19 protein-coding genes and 2 pseudogenes are annotated in these 25,300 nt (G+C 73.0%); 18 read left to right on the top strand and 3 right to left on the bottom strand.

Annotated features, from left to right (window positions below):
* Window positions 1–733: pseudogene (locus ACFV2X_RS52895) on the top strand (hypothetical protein); the annotation flags it as partial.
* 23 nt (window positions 734–756) lie between these two features.
* Window positions 757–1,587, top strand: a complete 831-nt coding sequence (locus tag ACFV2X_RS52890; protein ID WP_385630873.1) for a hypothetical protein — start codon at window positions 757–759, stop codon at window positions 1,585–1,587.
* 80 nt (window positions 1,588–1,667) lie between these two features.
* On the opposite strand, the gene ACFV2X_RS52885 is transcribed toward ACFV2X_RS52890, so the two are convergent.
* Window positions 1,668–3,002 carry a DUF1015 domain-containing protein gene (locus tag ACFV2X_RS52885; RefSeq protein ID WP_385630856.1) on the bottom strand — a complete coding sequence of 445 codons (1,335 nt, stop codon included), beginning with the start codon at window positions 3,000–3,002 and terminating at the stop codon, window positions 1,668–1,670.
* A 79-nt stretch (window positions 3,003–3,081) separates the two neighbouring features.
* On the opposite strand from ACFV2X_RS52885, the gene ACFV2X_RS52880 reads away from it, so the two are divergent.
* From ACFV2X_RS52880 to ACFV2X_RS52865, 4 genes are all read left to right on the top strand, one after another.
* Entirely contained in the window at window positions 3,082–4,137 is a 1,056-nt protein-coding gene (locus ACFV2X_RS52880) for an HAD-IIA family hydrolase (protein ID WP_385630853.1), read from the top strand.
* Between the two features lie 88 nt (window positions 4,138–4,225).
* Complete coding sequence (locus tag ACFV2X_RS52875) at window positions 4,226–5,275, top strand: FecCD family ABC transporter permease (protein WP_385630850.1); 1,050 nt, start codon at window positions 4,226–4,228, stop codon at window positions 5,273–5,275.
* 20 nt (window positions 5,276–5,295) lie between these two features.
* On the top strand, window positions 5,296–6,366 hold the full coding sequence (locus ACFV2X_RS52870; protein WP_385630871.1) for a FecCD family ABC transporter permease: 1,071 nt from the start codon (window positions 5,296–5,298) through the stop codon (window positions 6,364–6,366).
* Window positions 6,367–6,443: 77 nt separating this feature from the next.
* Window positions 6,444–7,415 carry an ABC transporter ATP-binding protein gene (locus ACFV2X_RS52865; protein ID WP_385630847.1) on the top strand — a complete coding sequence of 324 codons (972 nt, stop codon included), beginning with the start codon at window positions 6,444–6,446 and terminating at the stop codon, window positions 7,413–7,415.
* Here the strand turns inward: ACFV2X_RS52865 and ACFV2X_RS52860 are convergent.
* Window positions 7,363–7,710 carry a sterol-binding protein gene (locus tag ACFV2X_RS52860; RefSeq protein WP_385630844.1) on the bottom strand — a complete coding sequence of 116 codons (348 nt, stop codon included), beginning with the start codon at window positions 7,708–7,710 and terminating at the stop codon, window positions 7,363–7,365. The genes ACFV2X_RS52865 and ACFV2X_RS52860 overlap by 53 nt on opposite strands.
* Window positions 7,711–7,859: 149 nt before the next feature.
* Here ACFV2X_RS52860 and ACFV2X_RS52855 point away from each other — a divergent pair, with 149 nt between their 5' ends.
* From ACFV2X_RS52855 to ACFV2X_RS52830, 6 genes are all read left to right on the top strand, one after another.
* Window positions 7,860–8,165 carry a hypothetical protein gene (locus tag ACFV2X_RS52855; RefSeq protein WP_385630868.1) on the top strand — a complete coding sequence of 102 codons (306 nt, stop codon included), beginning with the start codon at window positions 7,860–7,862 and terminating at the stop codon, window positions 8,163–8,165.
* Window positions 8,166–8,272: 107 nt separating this feature from the next.
* On the top strand, window positions 8,273–9,142 hold the full coding sequence (locus ACFV2X_RS52850) for a TlyA family RNA methyltransferase (protein ID WP_385630865.1): 870 nt from the start codon (window positions 8,273–8,275) through the stop codon (window positions 9,140–9,142).
* On the top strand, window positions 9,139–10,068 hold the full coding sequence (locus tag ACFV2X_RS52845; RefSeq protein WP_089513324.1) for an NAD kinase: 930 nt from the start codon (window positions 9,139–9,141) through the stop codon (window positions 10,066–10,068). Before ACFV2X_RS52850 ends, ACFV2X_RS52845 begins: the two co-directional genes overlap by 4 nt.
* A 90-nt stretch (window positions 10,069–10,158) precedes the next feature.
* A complete protein-coding gene (gene recN / locus ACFV2X_RS52840) occupies window positions 10,159–11,910 on the top strand; it encodes a DNA repair protein RecN (RefSeq protein ID WP_385630862.1) in 1,752 nt (583 codons plus the stop codon).
* Window positions 11,911–12,348: 438 nt separating this feature from the next.
* The gene (locus tag ACFV2X_RS52835; protein WP_385630841.1) at window positions 12,349–13,500 is read left to right on the top strand and encodes a glycosyltransferase family 4 protein; all 1,152 of its coding nucleotides are present in this window, start codon (window positions 12,349–12,351) and stop codon (window positions 13,498–13,500) included.
* A 162-nt stretch (window positions 13,501–13,662) separates the two neighbouring features.
* Window positions 13,663–14,844: a glycoside hydrolase family 64 protein gene (locus ACFV2X_RS52830; RefSeq protein ID WP_385630839.1), complete on the top strand. Its 1,182-nt coding sequence runs from the start codon at window positions 13,663–13,665 to the stop codon at window positions 14,842–14,844.
* Window positions 14,845–14,929: 85 nt separating this feature from the next.
* Here the strand turns inward: ACFV2X_RS52830 and ACFV2X_RS52825 are convergent, their stop codons facing one another.
* Window positions 14,930–16,732: a glycoside hydrolase family 15 protein gene (locus ACFV2X_RS52825; RefSeq protein WP_385630837.1), complete on the bottom strand. Its 1,803-nt coding sequence runs from the start codon at window positions 16,730–16,732 to the stop codon at window positions 14,930–14,932.
* A 456-nt stretch (window positions 16,733–17,188) separates the two neighbouring features.
* Between ACFV2X_RS52825 and ACFV2X_RS52820 the strand changes: the two genes are divergently transcribed.
* From ACFV2X_RS52820 to ACFV2X_RS52795, 6 genes and pseudogenes are all read left to right on the top strand, one after another.
* A complete protein-coding gene (locus ACFV2X_RS52820) occupies window positions 17,189–18,949 on the top strand; it encodes a CTP synthase (RefSeq protein WP_385630834.1) in 1,761 nt (586 codons plus the stop codon).
* 99 nt (window positions 18,950–19,048) lie between these two features.
* Window positions 19,049–19,675: an NUDIX domain-containing protein gene (locus ACFV2X_RS52815; protein ID WP_385630831.1), complete on the top strand. Its 627-nt coding sequence runs from the start codon at window positions 19,049–19,051 to the stop codon at window positions 19,673–19,675.
* Between the two features lie 189 nt (window positions 19,676–19,864).
* Window positions 19,865–22,195: a tetratricopeptide repeat protein gene (locus ACFV2X_RS52810; protein WP_385630828.1), complete on the top strand. Its 2,331-nt coding sequence runs from the start codon at window positions 19,865–19,867 to the stop codon at window positions 22,193–22,195.
* Between the two features lie 177 nt (window positions 22,196–22,372).
* Window positions 22,373–23,488 carry an alanine dehydrogenase gene (gene ald / locus ACFV2X_RS52805; RefSeq protein WP_385630859.1) on the top strand — a complete coding sequence of 372 codons (1,116 nt, stop codon included), beginning with the start codon at window positions 22,373–22,375 and terminating at the stop codon, window positions 23,486–23,488.
* Between the two features lie 362 nt (window positions 23,489–23,850).
* Window positions 23,851–25,017, top strand: a complete 1,167-nt coding sequence (locus tag ACFV2X_RS52800) for a ParA family protein (RefSeq protein ID WP_089513310.1) — start codon at window positions 23,851–23,853, stop codon at window positions 25,015–25,017.
* Window positions 25,002–25,300 (top strand): annotated as a pseudogene (locus ACFV2X_RS52795) (hypothetical protein); the annotation flags it as partial. The gene ACFV2X_RS52800 and the pseudogene ACFV2X_RS52795, both read left to right, overlap by 16 nt.

The raw sequence follows: 25,300 nt of genomic DNA, 5'->3' as shown, positions 1-25,300 counted from the left end.
CAGCGTGATGACCGTGGCGGTTTCCGCCGCGACGACCGCCGCGACGACCGCCGCGACGACCGCCGCGACGACCGCCGCGACGACCGCCGCGACGACCGCCGCGACGACCGGCGTGACGACCGCCCCCGTGGGCCCCGGCGCGATGACCGTGACGGTGGCTACCGCCAGGGTGGGTTCCGTCGTGACCGGGACCGCGATGACCGGCCGGGGTTCCGGCGCACTGACGACCGTGGTGGCTACCGCCGCGACGATCGTCGTGATGACCGCAGGGACGACCGGCGCCGTGACGATCGGCGGGATGACCGGCCTTCGTACCGCCGTGACGACGACCGTGGCGGTTTCCGCCGTGATGATCGCCGTGATGACCGGCCTCGTGGGCCGCGCCGCGACGACCGGGACCGTGGTGGCCGCGTCGGTGGGTATGAGCGCCGTGACGACCGGCGTGATGAGCGCCGTGACGACCGGCGTGATGAGCGCCGTGACGACCGGCGTGACGACAGGCCCCGCGCCCCGCGCCGGGACGACCGCGAGGGCGGTTACCGGGGCCGTGACGACCGCGGGCAGCGTCGGCCGTACGGCGGCGGGCAGGGCCGTGGGCGCGACGAGCGTCCCGGTGGTGGCTACAAGCGCCGGGACGACCGGTCCGGCGGCTACGGTCGCCGGGACGAGCGCCCCCGTGACCGCGACCGTGACCGCGAGCCGGTCAAGCGGCTGCCGATCCCCGAGGATGTGACCGGGGACGAGATCGACAAGAGTGTGCGGCAGGAGCTCATGAGCCTGCCGAAGACGCTCGCCGACGACGTGGCGAAGAACCTCGTCATGGTCGCCAAGCTGCTGGACGACGAGCCCGAGCGGGCGTACGAGTACTCGCGCGTCGCGCTGCGTCTCGCCTCCCGCGTCGCGGCTGTGCGCGAGGCGGCGGGCTTCGCCTCGTACGGCGTCGCGAAGTACGCGGAGGCGCTGGCGGAGTTCCGCGCGGCGCGGCGGATGACCGGCAGCGTGGACCTGTGGCCCGTGATGGCCGACTGCGAGCGCGGTATGGGCCGACCGGAGCGGGCGCTGGCGATGGCCGGCGAGCCCGAGGTGCAGAAGCTGGACCGGGCCGGGCAGGTCGAGATGCGGCTGGTCGCGGCGGGTGCCCGGCGCGATATGGGGCAGACGGACGCCGCCGTGGTGACGCTGCAGAGCCCCGAGCTGGCCTCCCAGTCCGTACAGCCGTGGACCGCGCGGCTGCGCTACGCGTATGCCGACGCGCTGCTGGCCGTCGGGCGTGAGGACGAGGCCAGGGAGTGGTTCGCGAAGGCCCTGGAGGCTGATCAGGGCGGGACGACGGACGCCTCCGACCGGCTTGCGGAGCTGGACGGTGTGGAGTTCGTGGACGCGCTCGCCCCCGAGGAGCCTGAGGACGAGCCGGAGCCCGAGGACGAGCCGGAGGCCGAGCTCGAGGTCGAGGACGAGCCGAAGCTGGTCGAGGACGAGTCGGACGTTGAGGACGAGCCCGCGGGCGCGCCCGAGGCATCCGCCGAGTCGGACGATCTCGAGTCGGACGACCTGAAGAAGGAAGTCGACGAGGGCGACGGCCGCTGACGGCGGCAGACAGCGAGAGACAGTGAGGGCGGAACCCCGGCCAGGGGTTCCGCCCTTTCTCGTCAGCTGAGCCAGCTGCGTCAGCCGAGCGCGAGGCTCCGCAGGACCAGCCCGGACGCCGGCTTCGGCCCGAAGGAGGTCGACTTGTGCGGCATGGGGATCCCCTCCCGGGCCAGGTCGTGGACGACCCCCTCCCGCACCGGGTGCATCAGCACCGCCGTGCCGCCGTGCCGCTCCGCCTGTTCCACGGCCGCCGCCGCGTCATGGATGTAGCCGATGTGGCTTGGAGTGTCAGGGACGTTCCAGATGTGCTCCAGCAGCACGGAGTGCAGGACCGTCGCGTCGAGGGTGCGCCATGCCTCCGGCCGGTCGGCGGGGATCGTACGGGCCAGGAGCGCCGGATCGGGGCGGTCCAGGAGGAGGAAGCCGCCGTGCCCGGCGAGCAGGAAGGCGTTGCCGGCCCCCGGCTCGTCGGCGGCCTTCGCGAGCGTGGCCAGCGCCTGCGGGAGCGGACCGTCGACCGGGCGTACGCGGAAGGCGGCGCTCCCCGAGCCGGGCTGGCCAGGAGGCGTACGGTGCGCGTCCGGGGCGCCCAGGGCGGCCAGTGCTTCGGCCGGGGACAGCTGGTGCAGCAGCCGGTGGATGGCCCTGACCCGCAGCGGGTATCGGGCGGTGTCGACGAGCAGGACCAGGCCGAAGTCCCAGGGGCCCGGCTCCGTCCGCTCCTCGCGCAGCCGCAGATAGGTGGCCCAGCGGTGGTGCCCGTCGGCGATGAGGGCCTGCCGGTGGCGCAGGTCGGCGGCGATCTGTGCGAGGTCGGCGGGGTCGGTCACCCGCCACAGGTGGTGGCTGAAGCCGTCCTCGGTGGGCGTGGAGAGCAACGGGCGGCCCTGGACGGCGCGTTCGAGGACGGCGGCCGCGCCGGTCACCGAGCCGTCGCTGCGGTAGGCGAGGAGCAGCGGCTCCAGGTTGGCGTCCGTGGCGCGCATCAGGGCGGCGCGGTCCTCGACCACATGCGGCATGACCTCCTCGTGCGGGAGCACCACGCCCTCCTCGCGCGGGCTCAGCCGCAGGGCGCCGATGATCCCCCGCTGGAGCACATGGCCGTCGCGCTGCTCGTAGACGTAGAGCGCGGGCTCGGGGTCGGGGGCGAGTATTCCGTCGGCCTGCCAGCGGCGCAGCGTCTCGGCGGCCTGCCGGTGGCGGTCGGCGGGGGTGTCGGCCTGGGGGAGGATGAGGCGGACGATGTTGTACGGGTCCGCCGTCTCGAGCGCGCGCAGACCATCGGGGCGCACCACGACGTCGTACGGAGGCGAGGTCACGGCGGCCAGGCTGCCGACCCGCTCCGCGACATAGCGCAATCCCCGGAACGGGGCGAGCTGCAGACCTTGCCCGACAGGCCCTGGAGTGCTCATCAGTGAATGCTATGCCGTTCGGCGCGATGAGCGATGATCGGGGGACAGACGCACATGTATGCGAGGAGCGTGTCCCCCGATGAATCCCCCCGTGACCCAGAACGTCCGGACCCGGCCCGCGGCCAGCGAACGGCCGCTGAGCGCGGCGTACGACACCGCCCTGCTGGACCTCGACGGGGTGGTGTATGCGGGCGGTGAGGCCGTCGAGCACGCCGTGGAGTCGCTGGGCACCGTGCGGGACGGCGGGATGCGGCTGGCGTATGTGACCAACAACGCGCTGCGCACGCCGGAGGCGGTGGCGGAGCATCTGAGCCGGCTCGGGGTGCCCGCGCGGCCCGAGGACGTGATCACCTCGGCGCAGGCGGTGGCCCGGCTGATCGCCGAGCAGGTCCCGGCCGGGGCCCGGGTGCTGGCGATCGGCGGCGAGGGGCTGCGGGTGGCGCTGCGTGAGCGGGGCCTGGTGCCGGTGGATTCGGCGGACGATGACCCGGCGGCGGTGGTCCAGGGGTACGGCGGGCCGGAGATGCCCTGGGAGCGGCTGGCGGAGGCCGGGTACGCGGTGCGGCGCGGCGTGCCGTGGTACGCCTCCAACGGGGATCTGACGATTCCGAGCGGGCGGGGCATCGCGCCGGGCAACGGCGCGGCGGTGGAGGTCGTACGCATCGTCACGGGCCGCTCCCCGCAGATCGCCGGGAAGCCGCTGCCGCCGATGCACCGGGAGACGATCCTGCGGACCGGCGCGGAGCGGCCGCTGGTGGTCGGGGACCGGATGGACACCGATATCGAGGGCGCGCACGCGGGCGGTGTCGACTCGCTGCTGGTCCTGACCGGGGTGACCACCCCCGCGCAGCTGCTGGCCGCCGAGCCCGAGCACCGGCCGACGTATGTGGACCGTGACTTGCGGGGCCTGCTGACGCCCCAGGCGGCGGTGGAGCCGGCCGGGGCGGGGGACGACGGCGGCTTTCGGTGCGGGGGCTGGCTGGCCCGGGTGCGCCAGGGCGTGCTGGTGCTGGAGGGGGACGGCGGCGACCCGATGGACGGGCTGCGGGCGCTGTGCGCGGCGGCGTGGACCGAGGCCGGGGACGGGGCTTGCGCCGCGGACGCGGGGAAGGCGCTGGCGCGGCTGGGGTTGTGACGAACCCGCCCCTCCCGAGGCGTGACAAGAAAGGTTAGGTTAACCTAACCTCAATTGTGATCGGCCTTGCTGCGAGGTGGAGTTCCGCGTGACCCTGCTCAGTCCGGCGAGAGCCGGGACCGAAACAGCGACCGCGCCACCTCGGCGGCAGGCCGCGCGCCGCACGGCCGGGCTCGTCGCCTCCCTGGGGGTCCTGCTGGTGGTCGTGGCCGCCAGCGTCGCGATCGGTGCCAAGCCGATTCCGCTCGGCGACGTGTGGCACGGGCTGTTCCACTACAACGGCAGCGACACCGATGTGGTCGTCCGGGATGTGCGGGTGCCGCGTACCGTGCTCGGGCTGCTGGTGGGCGCCGCGCTCGGGCTCGCGGGCGCGGTGATCCAGGCGCTCACCCGCAACCCGCTCGCCGACCCGGGGCTGCTCGGGCTGAACGCGGGCGCGTCCGCCGCCGTCGTCACGGCCATCAGCTTTCTCGGCGTCACCTCCCTGACCGGCTATGTGTGGTTCGCCTTCCTCGGCACCGCCGTCGCGTCCGTGCTCGTCTTCGCGCTCGGCGGCAGCCGAGAGGCCACGCCGGTGCGGCTGGCGCTCGCCGGTACGGCCGTGTACGCGGCGCTCTACGGCTATCTCAACGCCGTTGAGCTGCTGGACACGGCCGCCCTGGACAAGATGCGCTTCTGGACGGTCGGTTCGCTCGCCTCCGCGAACATGACGGTCGTCAAGCAGGTCGCGCCGTTCATCGCCGTCGGCGTGGTCCTCGCCCTGGCGCTCGGCCGGGCGCTGAACGCCGTGGCGCTCGGCGACGACACGGCGCGCGCCCTCGGCACCGACCTCGCCCGCACCCGCGCGCTCGCCATGGTCGCCGTCACCCTGCTGTGCGGGGCCGCGACGGCCGCCTGCGGGCCGATCGCGTTCGTCGGCCTGATGGTGCCGCATGTCGTACGGGCGCTCACCGGGCCCGATCTGCGCTGGATCCTGCCGTACGCCGCGGTGCTCTCGCCGGTGCTGCTGCTGGGCGCCGATGTGATCGGCCGGGTCGTGTCGCGGCCCTCGGAGCTGCAGGCCGGGGTCGTCACCACGCTCATCGGCGGGCCCGTCTTCATCTACCTCGTCCGGCGCCGAAGGATGGCCCAGCTGTGAACGCGAGCGCGAGCGACAAGATCGGGGCCGGGAACGGCGGCGAAAAAGCGCCCAGGGCGCGCGGGGCCACGCTGCGGACCCGGGGCGGGCTCTCGGTCCGGGTGGACGTCCGCGCGGCGCTGACGGGGCTGCTGCTGGCCGCCGTGGCGCTGACCATGAGCGTGGTGCTGATCGGCACCGGCGACTTCTCGATCGCGCCCGGCGACGTCGTACGCACCCTCTTCGGCGGCGGCACCCCGATCGAGCACTTCATCGTCAACGAGGTGCGGCTGCCGCGCGTCCTGGTCGGGCTGCTCGTCGGCGCGGCCCTGGGGCTGGCGGGCGCGCTGTTCCAGAGCGTGTCGCGCAATCCGCTCGGGAGCCCCGACGTGGTCGGCTTCGGGCAGGGTTCGGCGGCCGGGGCGCTCACGGTCGTCGTGCTGTTCAAGGGCGACCCGAACCAGGTCGCGGCCGGGGCCGTCGCCGGCGGTCTGCTGACCGGGCTCGGCGTGTACGCGCTGGCCTGGCGGCGGGGAGTACACGGCTACCGGCTGGTACTGGTGGGCATCGGCGCGTCCTCGACGCTCGCCGCCGTCAACGGCTATCTGCTCACCCAGGCCCATCAGGAGGACGCGGCGCGCGCCATGGTGTGGCTGACCGGCTCGCTGAACGGGCGGGACTGGGCGCAGGTCTGGCCGCTGGCCTGCGTCTGCGCGGTGCTGGTGCCGGTGGTGCTCGGGCACGCCCGGGGCCTGCGGATGCTGGAGATGGGCGACGACAGCGCGTACGCCCTCGGGGTGCGGGTCGAGCGGACGCGGCTGGTGCTGGTCCTCTCGGCCGTCCTGCTGACCGCGGTCGCCACGTCCGCCGCCGGGCCCGTGGCCTTCGTCGCACTCGTCGCGCCTCAGCTGGCCCGCAGGCTCACCCGCGCGACCGGGCCCAATCTGGTGCCCGCGGCCCTGATGGGCGCGGCCCTGCTGATCAGCGCCGACTGGTCCGCGCAGCGGCTCTTCGGGGCGGACCAACTGCCGGTGGGGGTGGTCACCGGGGTGCTGGGCGGCTGCTATCTGCTGGGGCTGCTGATCACCGAGCGCCGGGCGGGGCGGATATGACGAGGGACGGTGCCGATGTGACGAGGGGCGACGTGGACGGTAGGGACGGCAGCGACGGTATGGGTGACATGAGCGGTATGACTGAAATAGGCGGTGCAGGCGGTAAGGGCGCCCGGTCGCAGCGGCTCACCGCCGAAGGGCTCACCCTCGCCTACGACCGGCACACGGTGGCCGAGGGCCTGACCGTCGCCATCCCCGATCACTCCTTCACGGTGATCGTCGGGCCCAACGCCTGCGGCAAGTCCACCCTGCTGCGCGCGCTGTCCCGGATGCTCAAGCCGACCGCCGGGTCGGTGCTGCTGGACGGGCAGGCGATCGGCTCGATGCCCGCCAAGAAGGTCGCCCGCACCCTAGGGCTGCTGCCGCAGTCCTCGATCGCGCCGGACGGCATCACCGTCGCGGACCTGGTCGCCCGCGGCCGCTATCCGCACCAGGGGCTGCTGCGGCAGTGGTCGGAGACGGACGAGCGGATTGTCGGCGAGTCGATGGCGGCGACCGGCGTGGCCGAGCTCGCGGATCGCTATGTCGACGAATTGTCCGGTGGCCAGCGGCAGCGGGTGTGGATCGCCATGGCCATCGCCCAGCAGACTCCGCTGCTGCTCCTCGACGAGCCGACCACCTACCTGGACATCCAGCACCAGATCGATGTGCTCGACCTGTGCGCCCAGCTCCACGAGGAGCAGAGCCGCACCCTCGTCGCCGTCCTCCACGACCTCAACCACGCCGCCCGCTACGCCACCCACCTGATCGCGATGCGCGGCGGGGAGGTCGTCGCCGAGGGCGCGCCCGGGGAGGTGGTGACGGCCGAGCTGGTGGAGCGGGTCTTCGGGCTGCGCTGCCAGGTGATCGACGACCCCGAGACCGGCACCCCGCTGGTGGTGCCCGCCGCCCGGCGATCCCGTACGCGGGCGGATGCTGCGCCCGCGAAGGCCCCGGTCGTGCAAGGGACGGGTACGAAGGCCCCTGCCAAGACGGGCGCGACGGAGATGGCCGCGGCTACAGCAGCTTCCGCAGCCGCAGAAGATCGCGGAAGCCGGCCTCCAGCTTGACCCGGCCGCTGCCCCAGGCGCGCGCGAAGTGCAGCTCGCCGTCGACCAGGGCCACCAGGTCGTCGCCGGACATCGTCAGCCGGATCTCGGCGCGCTCGGCGGGCGGGCCGGGCACGGCCGTCACGTCCTCTATGTGGCCATCGGTGAGACGTCCGAAGAAGGTGATGTCGAGGTCGGTGATACGGCAGCTCACCGAGCGATCGAGCGCGGCGGCGCTGCGGAGGTCCCCGTTCGCGCCCGCCAGGTTCTCCGCCAGCTTGTCGAGTGCGCTGCGGCACTCCTCCATGGTCGCCATCGCGACAGACGGTACCCCAGGTCCCGTACGTCGGAGAATGTGTGGTTCGCGGTAGCGTCGAGACCATGAGTGAGCCGATCGAGGGTGCGCGGCCCGGGCCGGAGCCGGATCCCGGGGTGGCAGCCGCCGAGGCGGCGGCCGCGGAGTCCATGGCCGCGCCGACGGCGGGGCCGTCTTCCGAACCGTCTTCGGAGGCTCCCTCGGGGCCTTCTTCGGAGCTTTCCGCGGCGTCGGCGCGTCCGGCGGATCCCGCGCCGCTCGGCGTCACCCGTACGCCCACCGGCGTCGCCGAGATCGACGCGCAGCTGGACCGGCTGGCCGATGCCGACCACCTCGCCGCGAGCGGCCATCTGGAGGTGTACGAGGATGTGCACCGGGGCCTGCGCGATGTGCTGACCGCCCTGGACCGGCGGCCCGGCCCGCCGGCCCCCGCACCGCCGGTGCCGGCCTCGTAGGCCGACCCCGCCTTCGTAAGACGACCCGCCCCGTAGCCGACCCGCCGCCCCGTAGACGACCTCGTCTCGTATGACGACAGACGACAGGAGCTGAACCACCCGTGGCTGTGACCCGCCCACGACGCGCACGACTCGACGCGGAGCTGGTGCGCCGCGAGCTGGCCCGCTCGCGCGAGCACGCCAGCCAGCTGATCGCCGCGGGCCGGGTGACCGTCGGCGGGCAGGTCGCGACCAAGCCCGCCACCCAGGTGGAGACCAGCGCGGCGCTCGTGGTCAGGGCGGACGACAGCGACCCGGACTACGTCTCGCGAGGCGGGCACAAGCTCGCGGGCGCGCTGCTGGCCTTCAGCGAGGAGTACCGCCAGGGGGCGGGCGCGGGCGCCATCACAGACGGCACGGCGAGCGGCGGCGCTCTGGAGGTCGCGGGGCGGCGCGCCCTGGACGCGGGGGCGTCCACCGGAGGCTTCACCGATGTCCTGCTGCGCGCCGGCGCCGCCCATGTCCTCGCCGTCGACGTCGGATACGGACAACTCGCGTGGTCTTTGCAGAGCGATGAACGCGTGACCGTCATGGACCGTACGAACGTACGTGAATTGACGCTCGAGCAGATCGGCGGTGACCCCGTGGACCTGGTCGTCGGTGACCTGTCCTTCATCCCGCTGGGGCTGGTGCTGCCCGCCCTGGTGCGCTGTGCCGCGCCGGGGGCCGACCTGGTGCTGATGGTCAAGCCCCAGTTCGAGGTCGGCAAGGAGCGGCTGGGCAGCGGCGGGGTGGTCCGCAGCGCGCGGCTGCGTGCCGAGGCCGTCCGTACGGTCGCGGATCAGGCGGCGGGCCTTGGCCTTGGAGTCCTGGGGGTCACGGCGAGCCCGTTGCCCGGTCCGGCCGGCAACGTCGAGTACTTTCTGTGGATGCGCGCCGGGGCGCCGGCACTTGACCCGGCCGATGTCGACCGTGCAGTGGCGGAGGGGCCCAGTTGACCACTTCAGAAGCTTCAGCAGCAGCCTCGGCAGCAGCGGAGCGCACCGTATTCCTGCTGGCACACACCGGCCGCCCCGCGGCCATCCGCAGCGCCGAGCTGGTCGTCCAAGGGCTGCTGCGCTGCGGCATCGGGGTGCGGGTGCTGGCCGCGGAGGCCGCGGACCTGCCGCTGCCGGCCGCGGTCGAGCTGGTCGACGCGGGCGCGGACGTCCTGGACGGCTGCGAGCTGCTGATCGTCCTCGGCGGTGACGGCACGCTGCTGCGCGGCGCGGAGTTCTCGCGGATCTCCGGGGTGCCGATGCTCGGCGTCAACCTGGGCCGGGTCGGCTTCCTCGCCGAGGCCGAGCGGGACGACCTGGACAAGGTCGTGGACCGGGTCGTGACGCGCAGCTACGAGGTCGAAGAGCGGATGACCATCGATGTGCTGGTCCGTACCGACGGGCAGATCGTGCACACCGACTGGGCGCTGAACGAGGCGTCGGTCGAGAAGGCCGCGCGCGAGCGCCTGCTGGAGGTCGTCACCGAGGTCGACGGCCGCCCCGTCTCCCGCTTCGGCGGCGACGGCGTCGTCTGCGCGACCCCGACCGGTTCGACGGCGTACGCCTTCTCGGCGGGCGGGCCCGTGGTGTGGCCCGAGGTCGAGGCGCTGCTGATGGTCCCCATCAGCGCGCACGCCCTCTTCGCCAAGCCCCTGGTCACCTCGCCGCGCTCGGTGCTCGCCGTGGAGGTGCAGCCGCAGACCCCGCACGGGGTGCTGTGGTGCGACGGGCGGCGCACCGTCGAACTGCCCGCCGGCGCGCGGGTGGAGGTGCGGCGGGGGGCGGTGCCGGTGCGGCTGGCGCGGCTGCACCACGCGTCGTTCACGGACCGGCTGGTGGCGAAGTTCGCCCTCCCGGTCGCGGGCTGGCGCGGCGCGCCGCACTAGGCCCCGGACGGGGCGCCGAGGGCGGGCTCCGGCCGGACCGGGCGCCCCACAGAGGGAACCCGCCGTCGCGTCGAGGCCGTGAAACCTCGTATGGTCGTGGGCGTGCTGGAGGAGATGCGGATACGTGCCCTGGGCGTCATCGACGATGCCGTCGTCGAACTGTCGCCCGGCTTCACCGCGGTGACCGGTGAGACCGGAGCGGGTAAGACCATGGTCGTCACCAGTCTCGGCCTGCTGCTGGGCGGGCGGGCCGACGCGGCCCTGGTGCGGATCGGCGCCAAGGCGGCGGTCGTCGAGGGCCGGATCACCGTCGACGGGCGGTCGACGGTGGCCGTCCGGGCCGAGGAGGCGGGCGCCGAACTCGACGACGGCGCGCTGCTGATCAGCCGTACGGTCTCCGCCGAAGGCCGTTCCCGCGCCCATGTGGGCGGCCGCTCGGTGCCCGTGGGGCTGCTGGGCGAGCTGGCGGACGACCTGGTGGCCGTGCACGGCCAGACCGATCAGCAGGGGCTGCTGCGCCCGGCCCGGCAGCGGCAGGCCCTGGACCGGTACGCGGGAGCCGCGGTCGCCGGGCCGCTGGAGAAGTACGGGGCCGCCTACCGGCGGCTGCGCGCGGTCGCGGCCGAGCTGGACGAGCTGACCACCCGGGCGCGGGAGCGGGCGCAGGAGGCCGATCTGCTGCGGTTCGGCCTCGAGGAGATCGCCGCGGCCGAACCGCTGCCCGGCGAGGACACCGAGCTCGCCGCCGAGGCGGAGCGCCTGGGCCACGCCGAAGCCCTCGCCTCCGCCGCCACCGTCGCGCACGCCGCGCTGGCCGGGCACCCCGAGGACCCCGAGGGCGTGGACGCGGCCAGTTTGGTCGCGGGCGCGCACCGGGCGCTGGAGGGCGTGCGCTCCCACGATCCGAAGCTCGCCGCGCTCGCCGACAGGATCGCCGAGGTCGGCATCCTGATGTCCGACGTGGCCGGGGAGCTCGCGGGTTACGCGGACGACCTGGACGCCGATCCGCGGCGGCTGGCGGTCGTCGAGGAGCGCCGGGCCGCGCTGTCCCATCTGACCCGCAAGTACGGCCAGGACATCGCGGATGTGCTGGCCTGGGCGGAGCAGGGCGCGGCGCGGCTGGCCGAACTGGACGGTGACGACGACCGCATCGGCGAGCTGACCGCCGAGCGCGACGCGCTCCGCGCCGAACTGGGCGAGCTCGCGCAGGCGCTCACCGACGCCCGTACGGAGGCGGCGGCGCGCTTCGCCGACGCGGTCACCGCGGAGCTGGCCTCGCTCGCGATGCCACACGCCCGGGTGACCTTCGCGATCAGCCAGAGCGAGGCCGCGGAGGAGACGGCGGGTATCGAGGTGGGCGGCCGTGCGGTGCTGTTCGGGCCGCACGGAGCCGACGAGGTCGAACTGCTGCTCGCCCCCCACCCGGGGGCTCCGCCCCGCCCGATCGCCAAGGGAGCGTCCGGCGGTGAGCTGTCCCGGGTGATGCTCGCGGTGGAGGTGGTCTTCGCGGGCTCCGACCCCGTGCCGACTTATCTCTTCGACGAGGTGGACCAGGGCGTCGGCGGCAAGGCGGCGGTGGAGGTCGGCCGACGCCTGGCCAAGCTCGCCCAGACCGCGCAGGTCGTGGTCGTCACGCACCTGCCCCAGGTCGCGGCCTTCGCCGACCGGCACTTGGTGGTGGAGAAGACCAACGACGGGGCGGTCACGCGCAGCGGTGTGAAGGCGATGGAGGGCGAGGACCGGGTACGGGAGCTGTCGCGCATGCTGGCGGGCCAGGAGGACTCCGAACTCGCCCGCGCCCACGCGGAAGAGCTCCTGGAGACGGCGCGGGCGACGCGCTGACTGCCGGTCGCGGGTCCGCCGCCGCCGAGGACCGGTGGCCGCGAGCCTGGGCCGGGCCGCCCGCGCCGCAGCGGCCCGAGGGCGTTCCGGTGTTCGGTGCTGTCCGCCGTACGGGTGAATCCTCGGACGTACGGGCGCGCCGACGGCGGGCCCGGGGCGGGGCCGTGGCGGTGGGGGCGGCCTGAAGACTGGCATCCTGGGCGGGGCGCACCCGTACCGCCGCGCGCCTAGGGTCTGTCGTCAAAGGGGGCGTCCGGCCGCGAGCGGCGTCTGGTGCGGTGCCTCGCAAGGCGGAGCGTCGCCCTCGTACTGGGCGTACTTGGGCGATGCGACAACGCAGCGAGGTGCCGTGCCAGGCGTCGGGAGCAGGACGCCCTCTTTGACGACAGGCCCTAAGACCCCACGCCCGAACGCCGTCCTCTCAGGAGCTTTTCCCGCGTGAGCAGCACCGTGAGCAGCACACCGGCCCCGCCGCCCGGGAACCCGCACGGGAATCCGCACGGGCAGCCGCCCCTGCACGCCCTCCAAGTGCTCGGCGGCGGCAGTTCCGGCAGCGGGGTGCATGTCCGGTCGCTGACGGCCGGGTTGGTGGCGCGCGGGCTGCGGGTGACGGTGTGCGGGCCGTGGCGGGCGGAGCGGGGGTACGGGTTCACGCAGGCGGGCGCGTGGTTCGCCGGACTGGACGCCCGTACGAACGCGGGGGCCGTCGCGACGCTGCGGGCGGCCGGCGCCGGGGCGGGTCTGGTGCATGCGCACGGGCTGCGGTCCGGGCTGCTGGCCGTGCTGGCGCTGCACGGCCGGGGCGTGCCGCTGATCGTCACCTGGCACAGCAAACCGCACGCCGAGGGCGCGCGGGCGCAAGCCGTACGCCTCATAGAGCGCAGGGTGGCGCGCCACGCCGCGATCGTGCTGGGCGCGTCGTCGGATCTGGTGGAGCGGGCTCGTGCGCGGGGGGCTCGTGACGCCCGGCTCGCGCCGGTCGCGGTGCCCGCGCCGCGCTCCACGCCGCCCAGGGAGGACGGGTGGCGGCAGAAGGCGCGGGCCGAACTGGGCGCCGTGGAGCGGCCGTTGCTGCTCGCGGTGGGGCGGCTGGTGCTGGACCGGGGCTTCGGGCCGCTGCTGGACGCGGCCCGGGTGTGGCGTGCGCTGGACCCCCAGCCGCTGCTGGCGGTCGCGGGGGAGGGGCCGGACCGGGCGGCGCTGCAGCGCAGGATCGACGGGGAGGGGCTGCCGGTGCGGCTGCTCGGCCGCCGGGACGATGTGCCCGCGCTGCTGGCGGCGGCCGATGTCGCGGTGCTCTCCAGCCGGTGGGAGGCGCGGTCGCTGCTGGCGCAGGAGGCGCTGCACGCGGGCGTGCCGCTGGTGGCCACGGCGGTCGGCGGGGTGCCGGAGCTGGTGGGGGAGGCGGCCGAACTCGTGCCGTACGGGGCGCCGGAGGACCTGGCGGGCGCGGTGATCCGGCTGCTCGCGGATCCGGTGCGCCGGGTGGAGCTGGCCGCGGCGGGGCGGTCGCGGACCGCGGGCTGGCCGACGGAGGACGACACGGTCGCCCATGTCCTCAGCGTCTACGATGAATTGGTCCAGACCTAATCTGATCCAAGTCGGCCCAAGTCCTTGACGCATGGGGCGGCCGGTAGGCAGGGTGCAGGGCTAGGAGCGGGAGAGAGCGCTCTCACGTAAGACGGTTCCCGTCACCCCCCACCCCTCTCCAATATCCCGGCAAATCCCCCACAACGCCGAGGAGTGCATGTCATGAGCAGGATGAAGAACGGGACGATCGGCCGCAGGACGCTGCTCGGCGGCCTCGCCGCCGCTGCCGCCGCGGGTTCGGGCCTCACCCTCGCGGGCGGCCGGGCCAATGGCGCCGAGCGCGCGGCCACGATGCCGCTGACGGTCGTCAACAACACAGGTCAGTTCGGCAATTCATCGATATGGATCTACATCGTCGGCAACGAGGGCGGTCGCCAGGTCCGCGTCACCCCGGACGGCAAGGTCGCGCCCATCGCGCTCTCCGACAACGGACCGGACGGCTGGACCGACTACGCCATCCCGCTCACCGCGAGCGGGGACACCAAACTGACCCTGCCCAATATGTCCGGCCGGATCTACGTCGCCCTCGGCTCCAAGCTCAAGTTCAAGGCGGTCACCGACGGCGCGGGCAACGCGGCCCTGCAGTACCCGGCGGGCTGGGTGTCCAGTGATCCCAACTACGACATCCTGCACGACTGCGCGGAGTTCACCTTCAACTCCGCCGGGATGTTCTGCAACACCACCATGGTCGACATGTTCAGCGTCCCGCTGTCGATCCGCCTCACCGGGGCCAAGGACCAGACCACCGGCACCCTCAAGAGCGGCGCCCGCGCCAAGGTCTTCTCCGACCTCGCCGCGGTCGACGCCTTCGCGCCCCTGGTCCTCGGCGACAAGCTGAGGGTCATCGCCCCCGGACACGGCCTCGACGCCGGGCTGTTCGGCAAGGACTACCTCGCCGCCTATATCGACGACGTCTGGGCGGCCTACGCCGCGAAGGACCTGAAGGTCACCACCAACGCGGGTACCTTCACCGGCCGGGTGAGCGGCGGGCGGCTGTCCTTCACCGGCCCCGCCTCCGTGGCCTTCGACAAGCCCTCCACCAGGGACGTGCTCTTCTGCGACGGCGCGCTCGCCGCGCCCAACGACGGGACCACGGGCCCGGTCGCGGCCATCCTCGGCGCGGGCTTCAACCGCACCACCCTGCACAACACACCCGCCCAGCCGACCACCGACCCGGCCTCCTTCTACACCCCGCAGGTCACCAACCACTACGCCAAGGCCATGCACGCGGCGACCGCGGACGGCAAGGCGTACGGCTTCGCCTTCGACGACGTCGCCGACTTCGCGTCGTACATCCAGGACACCGCCCCGACAGGCGTCACGCTGACCCTGACCGCCTTCTGAACGCGGAAACGCATCACAGGAGCCCGGGCCGTATGAGCCCGGGCTCCTGTGCGTTCGTCCTCGGCCGGTGACCGGGCCTGCCGGCCTACCCTCCGTACGCCCCGGACGCGGTCAGCCGCAGCGCCGTGTCGATCAGCGGCACATGGCTGAAGGCCTGGGGGAAGTTGCCCACCTGCCGCTGGAGGCGCGGGTCCCACTCCTCCGCCAGCAGCCCCAGGTCGTTGCGGAGCGAGAGCAGCTTCTCGAAGAGCTTGCGCGCCTCGTCGACCCGGCCGATCATCGCCAGGTCGTCGGCGAGCCAGAACGAGCAGGCCAGGAAGGCCCCTTCGTCGCCCTCGAGGCCGTCCACGCCCGCGTCCTCGCCGGCCGTCGGGTAGCGCAGCACAAAGCCGTCGGTGGTCGACAGCTCGCGCTGGATGGCCTCGATGGTCCCGATGACCCGCTTGTCGTCCGGCGGCAGAAAGCCCATCTGCGGGATCAGCAGCAGCGAGGCGTCCAGCTCCCGCGAGCCGTACGACTGGGTGAAGGTGTTGCGCTCGGGGTCGTAGCCCTTCTCGCAGACATCCCGGTGGATCTCGTCGCGCAGCTCGCGCCAGCGCTCCAACGGCCCGTCCACGTCGCCCGATTCGATGAGCTTGACGGTGCGGTCCACCGCGACCCAGGCCATCACCTTGGAGTGCACGAAGTGCCGGCGCGGCCCGCGCACCTCCCAGATGCCCTCGTCCGGCTCGTCCCAGTGCTCCTCGAGGTAGCGGATCAGCTTGAGCTGCAGGATGCTCGCGTAGTCGTTGCGGGCCAGGCCGGTCATGTGCGCCAGGTGCAGCGCCTCGGTGACCTCTCCGTACACATCCAGCTGGAGCTGCCCGGCCGCGCCGTTGCCGACCCGGACCGGCTGCGAGCCCTCGTAGCCGGGGAGCCAGGGCAGCTCGGCCTCGCCCAGCTCGCGCTCACCCGCGATGCCGTACATGATCTGGAGGTTCTCCGGGTCGCCCGCGACCGCGCGCAGCAGCCACTCGCGCCAGGCGCGCGCCTCCTCGCGGTAGCCGGTGCGCAGCAGCGAGGACAGGGTGATCGCCGCGTCCCGCAGCCAGGTGTAGCGGTAGTCCCAGTTCCGGACTCCGCCGATCTCCTCGGGCAGCGAGGTGGTGGGCGCGGCGACGATGCCGCCGGTGGGGGCGTAGGTGAGCGCCTTGAGGGTGATCAGCGAGCGGACCACCGCGTCCCGGTAGGGGCCGTGGTACGTGCAGTGCTCGACCCATTCGCGCCAGAAGACCTCGGTCGCCTCGAGCGCGCCCTCCGGGTCGGGGAGCGCGGGCGGCTCCTTGTGGGAGGGCTGCCAGCTGATGGTGAAGGCGATCCGGTCGCCGGGGGCGACGGTGAAGTCCGAGTAGGTGGTCAGGTCCTTGCCGTAGGTGTCGATCTCGGTGTCCAGCCACACCGAATCGGGTCCGGCGACGGCGACCGTCCGCCCGTCGATCTTGTGCACCCACGGCACGACCCAGCCGTACGAGAAGCGCATCCGCAGCGCCGAGCGCATCGGCACCCGGCCGCTCACGCCCTCGACGATCCGCACCAGCTGAGGGGCCCCGTCACGGGGCGGCATGAAGTCGATCACGCGGACCGTGCCGCGCGGGGTGTCCCATTCCGATTCGAGGACCAGCGAGTCGCCGCGGTAGCGGCGGCGGTCGGCGGCCGCGTGAGGGGCGCCCGCGGCCTGCGCGGGCCCCAGGTGCCAGAAGCCATGCTCTTCGGTGCCCAGCAGCCCGGCGAAGACGGCATGCGAATCGAAGCGCGGCAGACAAAGCCAGTCGACCGTGCCATCTCTGCAGACCAGGGCGGCGGTCTGCATATCCCCGATCAGTGCGTAATCCTCGATACGCCCGGCCACGTACTATCCCCATTCGAACGGCCGCGGTGCCCCGGAAGGCTATTGTCCACGGTCTTGGAAGTTCTCGACGAGCGCTTGTCCCGGGGACGTGCTGGTGGTCCCTTGCCGGCCGGCTCGCAGCATTGCGTCCGAGCAGGATACGACGGAGAACAGTGATCCGCTTGAGTCGTCCCACATCGTGGCTTGGACCCGGCGGCCGATCGGGTGGCCAGGTCACGCATGGTGTTCGAGCGGTAGCGGATCCGTACCCCCGGCGGCCGCGGAATGCTCCCCGGCTCGCCCGAGTTCTCCCGGGAGGTGCACCCGGCCCAGCCGTAGCCGGGGGAGGGCACTGATACCCTGGTAGCCCGTGGAGCGGTGGGCGCAAAACCCCCGAACCTCACCAACGGCGCCCCCGGAATACCGGGGCGGTCGCCGGACCCCGCACCCTCACCTCGCGACCACGGGAGCCTTGTTTTGGCCATTGCCGCTAAACCCACGACGACCAAGCACATCTTCGTCACCGGGGGTGTCGCTTCCTCACTCGGCAAGGGCCTGACCGCCTCCAGCCTCGGTGCCCTGCTCAAGGCGCGCGGTCTGCGCGTGACGATGCAGAAGCTGGACCCGTACCTCAACGTGGACCCGGGCACCATGAACCCGTTCCAGCACGGCGAGGTGTTCGTCACCAACGACGGCGCCGAGACCGACCTGGACATCGGCCACTACGAGCGGTTCCTCGACGTCGACCTCGACGGCTCCGCCAACGTCACCACCGGCCAGGTCTACTCCACCGTGATCGCCAAGGAGCGGCGCGGCGAGTACCTGGGCGACACCGTGCAGGTCATCCCGCATATCACCAACGAGATCAAGCACCGCATCCGGCGGATGGCGACGGACGACGTGGACGTCGTGATCACCGAGGTCGGCGGCACCGTCGGCGACATCGAGTCGCTGCCCTTCCTGGAGTCCGTACGCCAGGTCCGGCACGAGGTCGGCCGGGACAACGTCTTTGTCGTGCACATCTCCCTGCTGCCGTACATCGGCCCCTCCGGTGAGCTCAAGACCAAGCCCACCCAGCACTCGGTCGCCGCCCTGCGCAACATCGGTATCCAGCCCGACGCGATCGTGCTGCGTGCCGACCGTGAGGTCCCGACCTCCATCAAGCGCAAGGTCTCGCTGATGTGCGACGTCGACGAGGCGGCCGTGGTCGCCGCCATCGACGCCAAGTCGATCTACGACATCCCCAAGGTGCTCCACTCCGAGGGCCTGGACGCCTATGTGGTGCGCCGCCTCGACCTGCCCTTCCGCGATGTCGAGTGGACCCAGTGGGACGATCTGCTCAAGCGGGTCCACCAGCCCGACCACGAGGTCACCGTCGCCCTGGTCGGCAAGTACATCGACCTGCCCGACGCCTATCTGTCGGTCACCGAGGCGCTGCGCGCGGGCGGCTTCGCCAACAACGCCCGCGTCAAGATCAAGTGGGTGACCTCGGACGACTGCCGCACCGCCGCCGGCGCCCGGCAGCAGCTCGGCGACGTCGACGCGGTCTGTGTCCCGGGAGGCTTCGGCGACCGCGGCGTCAACGGCAAGGTCGGCGCGATCACCTACGCCCGCGAGAACAAGATCCCGCTGCTGGGCCTCTGTCTGGGCCTGCAGTGCATCGTCATCGAGGCCTCGCGGAACCTGGCGGGCATCGAGGGCGCCAACTCCACCGAGTTCGAGCCCGCCACCAGCGACCCGGTCATCTCCACCATGGCCGAGCAGCTCGACATCGTCGCGGGCGAGGGCGATATGGGCGGCACGATGCGGCTGGGCATGTACCCGGCGAAGCTCGGCGAGGGCACCATCGTCCGCGAGGTCTACGGCGACCAGCCGTACGTCGAGGAGCGCCACCGCCACCGCTACGAGGTCAACAACGCCTACCGCGGGGAGCTGGAGAAGAAGGCCGGCCTCCTCTTCTCGGGCACCTCGCCCGACAACAAGCTGGTCGAGTACGTCGAGTACCCGCGCGAGGTGCACCCGTACCTGGTCGGCACCCAGGCCCACCCGGAGCTGCGCTCCCGGCCCACCCGCCCGCACCCGCTCTTCGCGGGCCTGGTGAAGGCCGCGGTGGCCCGGCAGTCCGCGCAGTCGGGGCAGCCTGCGGCCGAGGCGGCCCCGGCGGCGCGGCCGGGCGCTCAGGCGGCCGCCGTGACCGGACAGCCGGGCGCGCCGACCGGACAGCGCGCCAAGGCCTGAGGGATACGGTTGACCTGGGCGGGAGCGGTTTGTGCCGCCCCGCCCGGGCCCCGTTTCGGCTGTCGGGCCGTTCGCTGACGAGAGGACGCTGAGTCGAGCATGCGCATCAAGGACACCCCCGAGGAGTGGCGGATCACCGCCACCACCACGCCGTTCACCGGCAACAAGACCGGCGTGCGCACCGACGAGGTCGTCATGCCCGACGGCTCCCGGACCACCCGCGACTACCAGGTCCACCCCGGGTCGGTCGCCATCCTCGCCCTCGACGGCGAAGGCCGCGTCATCGTGGTGCGCCAGTACCGCCACCCGGTGCGGCAGCGGCTCTGGGAGATCCCGGCCGGCCTCCTCGACGTCCCCGGCGAGAACCCGCTGCACGCGGCGCAGCGCGAGCTGTACGAGGAGGCACACGTCAAGGCCGAGGACTGGCGGGTGCTGACCGACATCTACACCTCGCCGGGCGGCTCCGACGAGGCCGTACGGATCTTCCTGGCCCGGGGGGTCTCGGAGGCCGAGGGCGAGCGGTACGAGGGGGATCACGAGGAGGCGGACATGGAGCGCGCCCGTATCCCCCTCGACGAGCTGATCGCCGGCGTCCTCGCGGGCGAGCTGCACAACACCTGCCTGGTGGCCGGCGTCCTGGCGGCCCACGCCGCACAGACCGGCGCCGGCTTCGAGTCCCTGCGCCCGGCGGACGCCCCCTGGCCGGCCCGGCCCTTCGAGGCCTGAGGGCCCTCCCGCCGCGGGACGGCTCTCCACAGCCCCCAAATCCGAACATCCGTGCATCCGATCAGGTGATTTTCTCCCCGCCATATCGGCCGGGAGTGCCGAAGTGCTGACGCGCGGTGAACTACGCTCGGACTACCCGACCGCACCCGCGGCGGGCTCGTACGCGCAGGTGGACGGGGATGGGGCCCAGTGGCGGAGCAGGCGGTCGACACCGATGGGGGGCCGACCCCCCGGAAGCGGCTGCCGCCGCCTGCCGCCGAACCCCAGCCCCGTCCCGCGCCCGCCCTCGCGCCTCGTCGCGCCGCCGCCCCGCCGCCCCGGACCGTAGGGCGCGCGGAACCGCCTGCCGCGGACGGGCGCGGGGGATCTTCGGCCGAGGGCGCCGAGGGCCATGAACCCGGGCGCGCCGAGCCTCCCGCCAGGCCGCAGGACGACGCGGGCGGGCTGTGGAGCGGCGCGACGCGGGCCGTGTTGTTCGCGGCGGCGGCGTCCGTGGGGCGCGGCTTCGCGGGGCGGCGGCGCGAACTGCTGGCGCTGCGGGCCGATATCGACCGGGCCGGCCTGGACACCCTCGCCGGCCGCAAGGCCCCCCGCAGCCGGGTGCTGCTGATCGCGGGCCGCCCCGGTTCCGGCCGTACCGCGCTGGCCGAGGAGCTGGTGCGGCGGCTCGCCGACGACTACCCCGACGGGACCCTGCGCGCGCGGCTGGCCACGTCCGGGGGCGATCCCGTACCCATCGAGCGGATCGCCCGCGAACTGCTGGCCGTGCTCGGGGTGGCCGTCCCGGCCGGGGCGGACGAGGACGAGCTCTGCGAGGCGCTGCGCGACGCCCTGGCGGGGAAGCGCGCGCTGCTGCTGTTCGACGACGCGACCGGCGCCGAGCAGGTGGACGCGTTACTGCCGGACGCCCCGGACAGCCTGGTCGTCGCCGTCTCGCGCGGCCCGCTGACGGGGGTGCCGGACGTACGGCCGTGCACGCTCGGCGGGCTTGATGTGAGCGCGGCCATCGGGCTGCTCGCGCAGTACGCCGGGACCACCCGTATCACCTGCGATCCGGTGGCCGCGCAGTCCCTGGTCGAGGAGTGCGGCGGCCAGCCCGCCGCGCTGGTGCTGGTCGGCGGCTGGCTCGCGGCGCGTCCCCAGGCGTCCGTCGCCGACGCGGTGCAGCGGCTGCGCGAACTGCCGCCGGCCTCCGGTGACCAGGACCGGGGCGGGCGCCCGCTGGCCCGCGCCTTCCGGCTGGCGTACGAGGCGCTGCCGCCCGCCGCCGCACGGCTGCTGCGGCTGCTGGTGCTCGCGCCCGGCGGCTGGGCGGACCCCCAGATAGCGTCCGCGCTGGCCGGCTGCTCGGTGGCGGACGCCGAGGCCGCGCTGGAGGGCTTTGTCGCGCACGGGCTGCTGCGGCCGCTGGCCGAGCGCCGGTACCAGGTACCCGGCTGCCTCGACCCGATGCTGCGGGCGGCGCTGCGGGCCACCGAGCGCCCGGCCGAGGTGGAACTGGCCGGTGCCCGGATGCTGGAGCGGACCGTACGGCAGTTGCACGCCTGCCGTCTGGCCGCCCAGCCGCCCGGCTCGCCCGCCCGCAAGAAGCTGGCCGCGATGCCGAGGGCGCTGAGGTTCACCTCGCCCGGGGCCGCGTCGGTCTGGCTGGAGTCGCGGCTGCCGGTGCTGCTGGAGATCGCCCGGCTGGCCGTCGAGGACGGCGGGCTCGACACGCTGGCGCGCCGGTTGGTGGCCGGTCTGACACATGCCCTCGGCGCCCACCGCAGCGCCGAGGCGGCCGCCCCGGAGCTGTACGGGCTGCACCGGCTGGTGCTCGATGTGGCCCGCCGCCGCGATCTGCCGGTGGAGGAGGCGGCGGCGCTGCTGAACCTGGGCGACCTGGACGCGCGGGCGGGCCGGGTGGAGGAGGCGCTGGTCCGCTACAAGCACGCGCTGGAGGCGGCCCGGGACGCGGGCGACCCGTACACCACGGGGCGTTCGCTGGAGTCCATCGGCGGCACGTACGAGGACCTGGGGGACTGGCACCGGGCGGCCGACTGGTACGGGCGGGCGCTCCAGCTGCGGCTGTCCCGCGGCGACCGGATCGGCGAGGCGCTGCTGTACGAGCGGCTGGGCACGGTCCAGGCCCGCACCGGCCAGTGGGGCGAGGCGCTGCGCGCCTGGCGGGCGGCGGGGGCCGCGTTCCGCCGGGCGGGCAATCCGCAGGGCGCGCTGCGGGCCGCGGACGCCCTGGACCGGCTCGGCGACCCGGCGGCCGCGGATGCGCACCGGCGCGCCGCGCGGCGGCTGGCGGCGCGACAACGGGGTGGCAGCGGGGTGGGGGAAGTACGGGGTGGCAGCGGGGTGGGGGAAGTACGGGGCGGCAGCGGGGTGGGGGAAGTACGGGGCGGCAGCGGGGTGGGGGAAGTACGGGGCGGCAGCGGGGTGGGGGAAGTACGGGGTGGCAGCGGGGTGGGGGAAGTACGGGGCGGCAGCGGTGGCAGTGAGCGGGCAGATGGAGCCGAAGAGGCAGAGTGACCTAAGAAACCGGCAGCGGATCGGCAAAAGATTGATGCAATGCAAGGCTAGACAGCGGGGCATCCTTCATTAGACTGGCCGTACCGCGATTGTTGCGGTCGTCTCCGGCATGCGGACGCATTCCGGTTTGTCTGCTTAAAACCCGGATATCCCTCAGATTCAAGGACCGTGATCGACGTGAAGGTCGGTATCCCCCGCGAGGTCAAGAACAACGAGTTCCGCGTGGCCATCACCCCCGCTGGTGTGCATGAGCTGGTCCGCGATGGCCATGAGGTCTTCCTGGAGCGGGGGGCCGGTGTCGGTTCCTCGATCACGGACGAGGAGTACACCGCCGCCGGTGCGAGCATCCTCGGCTCGGCCGACGACGTCTGGGCCACCGCCGACCTGCTGCTGAAGGTCAAGGAGCCCGTCGCGGAGGAGTACCACCGGCTGCGCAAGGACCAGACCCTCTTCACCTACCTCCACCTGGCCGCCTCCCGCGAGTGCACGGACGCGCTGCTGGAGTCCGGCACCACCGCCATCGCCTACGAGACGGTCGAGACCGCGAACCGCGCGCTGCCGCTGCTCGCGCCGATGTCCGAGGTCGCGGGCCGGATCGCGCCGCAGGTCGGCGCGTACCACCTGATGCGGTCGGCGGGCGGGCGCGGGGTGCTGCCCGGCGGGGTGCCGGGCGTGGCCGCCGCCCGGGCCGTGGTCATCGGCGGCGGCGTCTCCGGCTGGAACGCCACGCAGATCGCCCTCGGCATGGGCTTCCACGTCACCCTGCTCGACAGGGACATCAACAAGTTGCGCGAGGCCGACAAGGTCTTCGGCAACCGGGTGCAGACCATCTCCTCCAACGCCTACGAGCTGGAGAAGGCCGTGCTCGCCGCCGACCTCGTCATCGGCGCGGTGCTCATCCCCGGCGCCAAGGCGCCGAAGCTGGTCACCAACGAGCTGGTCTCCCGGATGAAGCCCGGAAGTGTACTTGTCGACATCGCGATCGACCAGGGCGGCTGCTTCGAGGACTCCCGGCCCACCACCCACGCCGAGCCCACCTTCGCGGTGCACGACTCGGTCTTCTACTGCGTGGCCAACATGCCGGGCGCGGTGCCCAACACCTCCACCCACGCGCTCACCAACGCCACGCTGCCGTACATCGTGGAGCTGGCCAACCGCGGCTGGCGGGACGCGCTGCGCCGGGACGCCGCGCTGGCCAGGGGGCTCAATGTCCATGAGGGCGAGGTCGTTTACGGTCCGGTCGCCGAGGCGCACGGCCTGTCGACCGTCGAACTGACCTCGCTGATCGGCTGAAACCGGCCGAGCGGTCAACGTCGACCGTCAACAACAGGTCAATAACGGGCATCCGGCCGGGTCTTGCCGTGAGGCGGGGTCCGGCCGTTGATGTGTCCGATACGACCCGTAACGCGGATGACAGTTCGCTTCGCCAACTCGCCCTAAAAGTAACTATTCAGACGCTTTACCCGTCGAGGAATCCTCGCTTCACCCCCCATACGCCCTTGACAGCGCGGTGTTCGATTGCCGACACATCGTGCCGTGTCCGGTGGATTGTGTTGCTGCGAACCGCCGACACGCCATAGAGTCGCCAACCGTCGGCATGGTGTCACGCTGACCTATCTAGAAATTTCCTGGTCACCAAGGAGGTAGGACGACTTGTGAATGAGTCGACATTTTCTCCCGGGGGTGGTCAACCAGGATCGGCTGCGCGGGGCCAGGGTCCCTCGGGGCTCGAGGCTGTCGGCTCCGTAGCTGTCCGCACCTTCGCCACGCACCAGAACTTGACGACAGCCCACCAGAGTCAGAGCATGGACGGCCATCACGTGAACGCCATGGCCGGCGACCAGGGGGGCATGGATCCCGCCCGCTTCGCCGCCTACGACGACCTCCCCGACGGGCACTTCTACGACCCGGACGCCGAGTACGAGCCGGACCCCGAGTACGCGGCCACACTCGCGCCCGACGCGGCCCGCCAGCGACGCGAACGCATCGGCCCCACCGGGCGGCCGCTGCCGTACTTCCCGATCCCCGGGCCGCTGACCGACCACGGCCCCGCGAAGATCATCGCGATGTGCAACCAGAAGGGCGGCGTCGGCAAGACCACCTCCACCATCAACCTCGGCGCGGCCCTCGCCGAATACGGACGCCGGGTCCTGCTCGTCGACTTCGACCCGCAGGGCGCCCTGTCGGTCGGCCTCGGCGTCAACCCGATGGAGCTCGACCTCACGGTCTACAACCTGCTCATGGAGCGGGGCATGTCGGCCGACGAGGTGCTGCTCAAGACGGCCGTGCCCAATATGGACCTGCTGCCCAGCAATATCGACTTGTCGGCCGCCGAGGTGCAGCTGGTCAGCGAGGTCGCCCGGGAGTCCACCCTGCAGCGCGCGCTCAAGCCGCTGATGGCGGACTACGACTACATCGTCATCGACTGCCAGCCCTCGCTCGGCCTGCTCACCGTGAACGCGCTCACCGCGGCGCACAAGGTGATCGTGCCGCTCGAGTGCGAGTTCTTCGCCCTGCGCGGTGTGGCGTTGCTCACGGAGACGATCGAGAAGGTCCAGGAGCGGCTCAACCCCGAGCTCGAACTGGACGGCATCCTCGCCACGATGTACGACTCGCGCACCGTGCACAGCCGTGAGGTCCTGGCCCGCGTGGTCGAGGCGTTCGACGACCACGTCTACCACACGGTCATCGGCCGCACGGTCCGCTTCCCCGAGACCACGGTCGCGGGTGAGCCGATCACCACGTACGCGTCCAACTCCGTCGGTGCCGCCGCCTACCGCCAGCTCGCCAGGGAGGTGCTCGCCCGGTGTCACGCCGAGTGAGTCTGCCGGGAGCCGACGAACTGTTCCGCACCACCGGAGGAACGGCGCTGCAGTCGTCCTCCCCCGCGTCCTCCCGCCGTCAGAACGGCGGCGAGGCGCGGGTGCCCGCCCCCGCCGGCGACCCCGACACGGCCGCTGACGGGGCCGAGGGCGGCCCAGGAGAGCGACGGGCGACGGAGGACGCGGAGCAGTCAGCACCGGCCGAGCACAGCGGCCGGGAGGCCGCCGCCCGCGCCGACGCCGTCGGCGACCGCCGCCCGCCGGGCGGCGGGGAGCGGCGGGG

Origin of the sequence: Streptomyces sp. NPDC059679, assembly GCF_042734105.1 — a bacterium.
Taxonomy (GTDB): domain Bacteria; phylum Actinomycetota; class Actinomycetes; order Streptomycetales; family Streptomycetaceae; genus Streptomyces.
Note: the sequence above shows the minus strand (reverse complement) of the source record. Positions and strands in the feature narration are given on the sequence as shown.

What these genes read in the sequence shown, in the direction of transcription:
- ACFV2X_RS52885 (WP_385630856.1), bottom strand. Translation starts at nt 3,002, where the DNA reads ATGAGCACTCCAGGGCCTGTCGGGCAAGGTCTGCAGCTCGCCCCGTTC.
- ACFV2X_RS52880 (WP_385630853.1), top strand. Translation starts at nt 3,082, where the DNA reads ATGAATCCCCCCGTGACCCAGAACGTCCGGACCCGGCCCGCGGCCAGC.
- ACFV2X_RS52865 (WP_385630847.1), top strand. Translation starts at nt 6,444, where the DNA reads ATGACTGAAATAGGCGGTGCAGGCGGTAAGGGCGCCCGGTCGCAGCGG.
- ACFV2X_RS52860 (WP_385630844.1), bottom strand. Translation starts at nt 7,710, where the DNA reads ATGGCGACCATGGAGGAGTGCCGCAGCGCACTCGACAAGCTGGCGGAG.
- ACFV2X_RS52855 (WP_385630868.1), top strand. Translation starts at nt 7,860, where the DNA reads ATGGCCGCGCCGACGGCGGGGCCGTCTTCCGAACCGTCTTCGGAGGCT.
- recN (WP_385630862.1), top strand. Translation starts at nt 10,159, where the DNA reads ATGGTCGTGGGCGTGCTGGAGGAGATGCGGATACGTGCCCTGGGCGTC.
- ACFV2X_RS52830 (WP_385630839.1), top strand. Translation starts at nt 13,663, where the DNA reads ATGAGCAGGATGAAGAACGGGACGATCGGCCGCAGGACGCTGCTCGGC.
- ACFV2X_RS52815 (WP_385630831.1), top strand. Translation starts at nt 19,049, where the DNA reads ATGCGCATCAAGGACACCCCCGAGGAGTGGCGGATCACCGCCACCACC.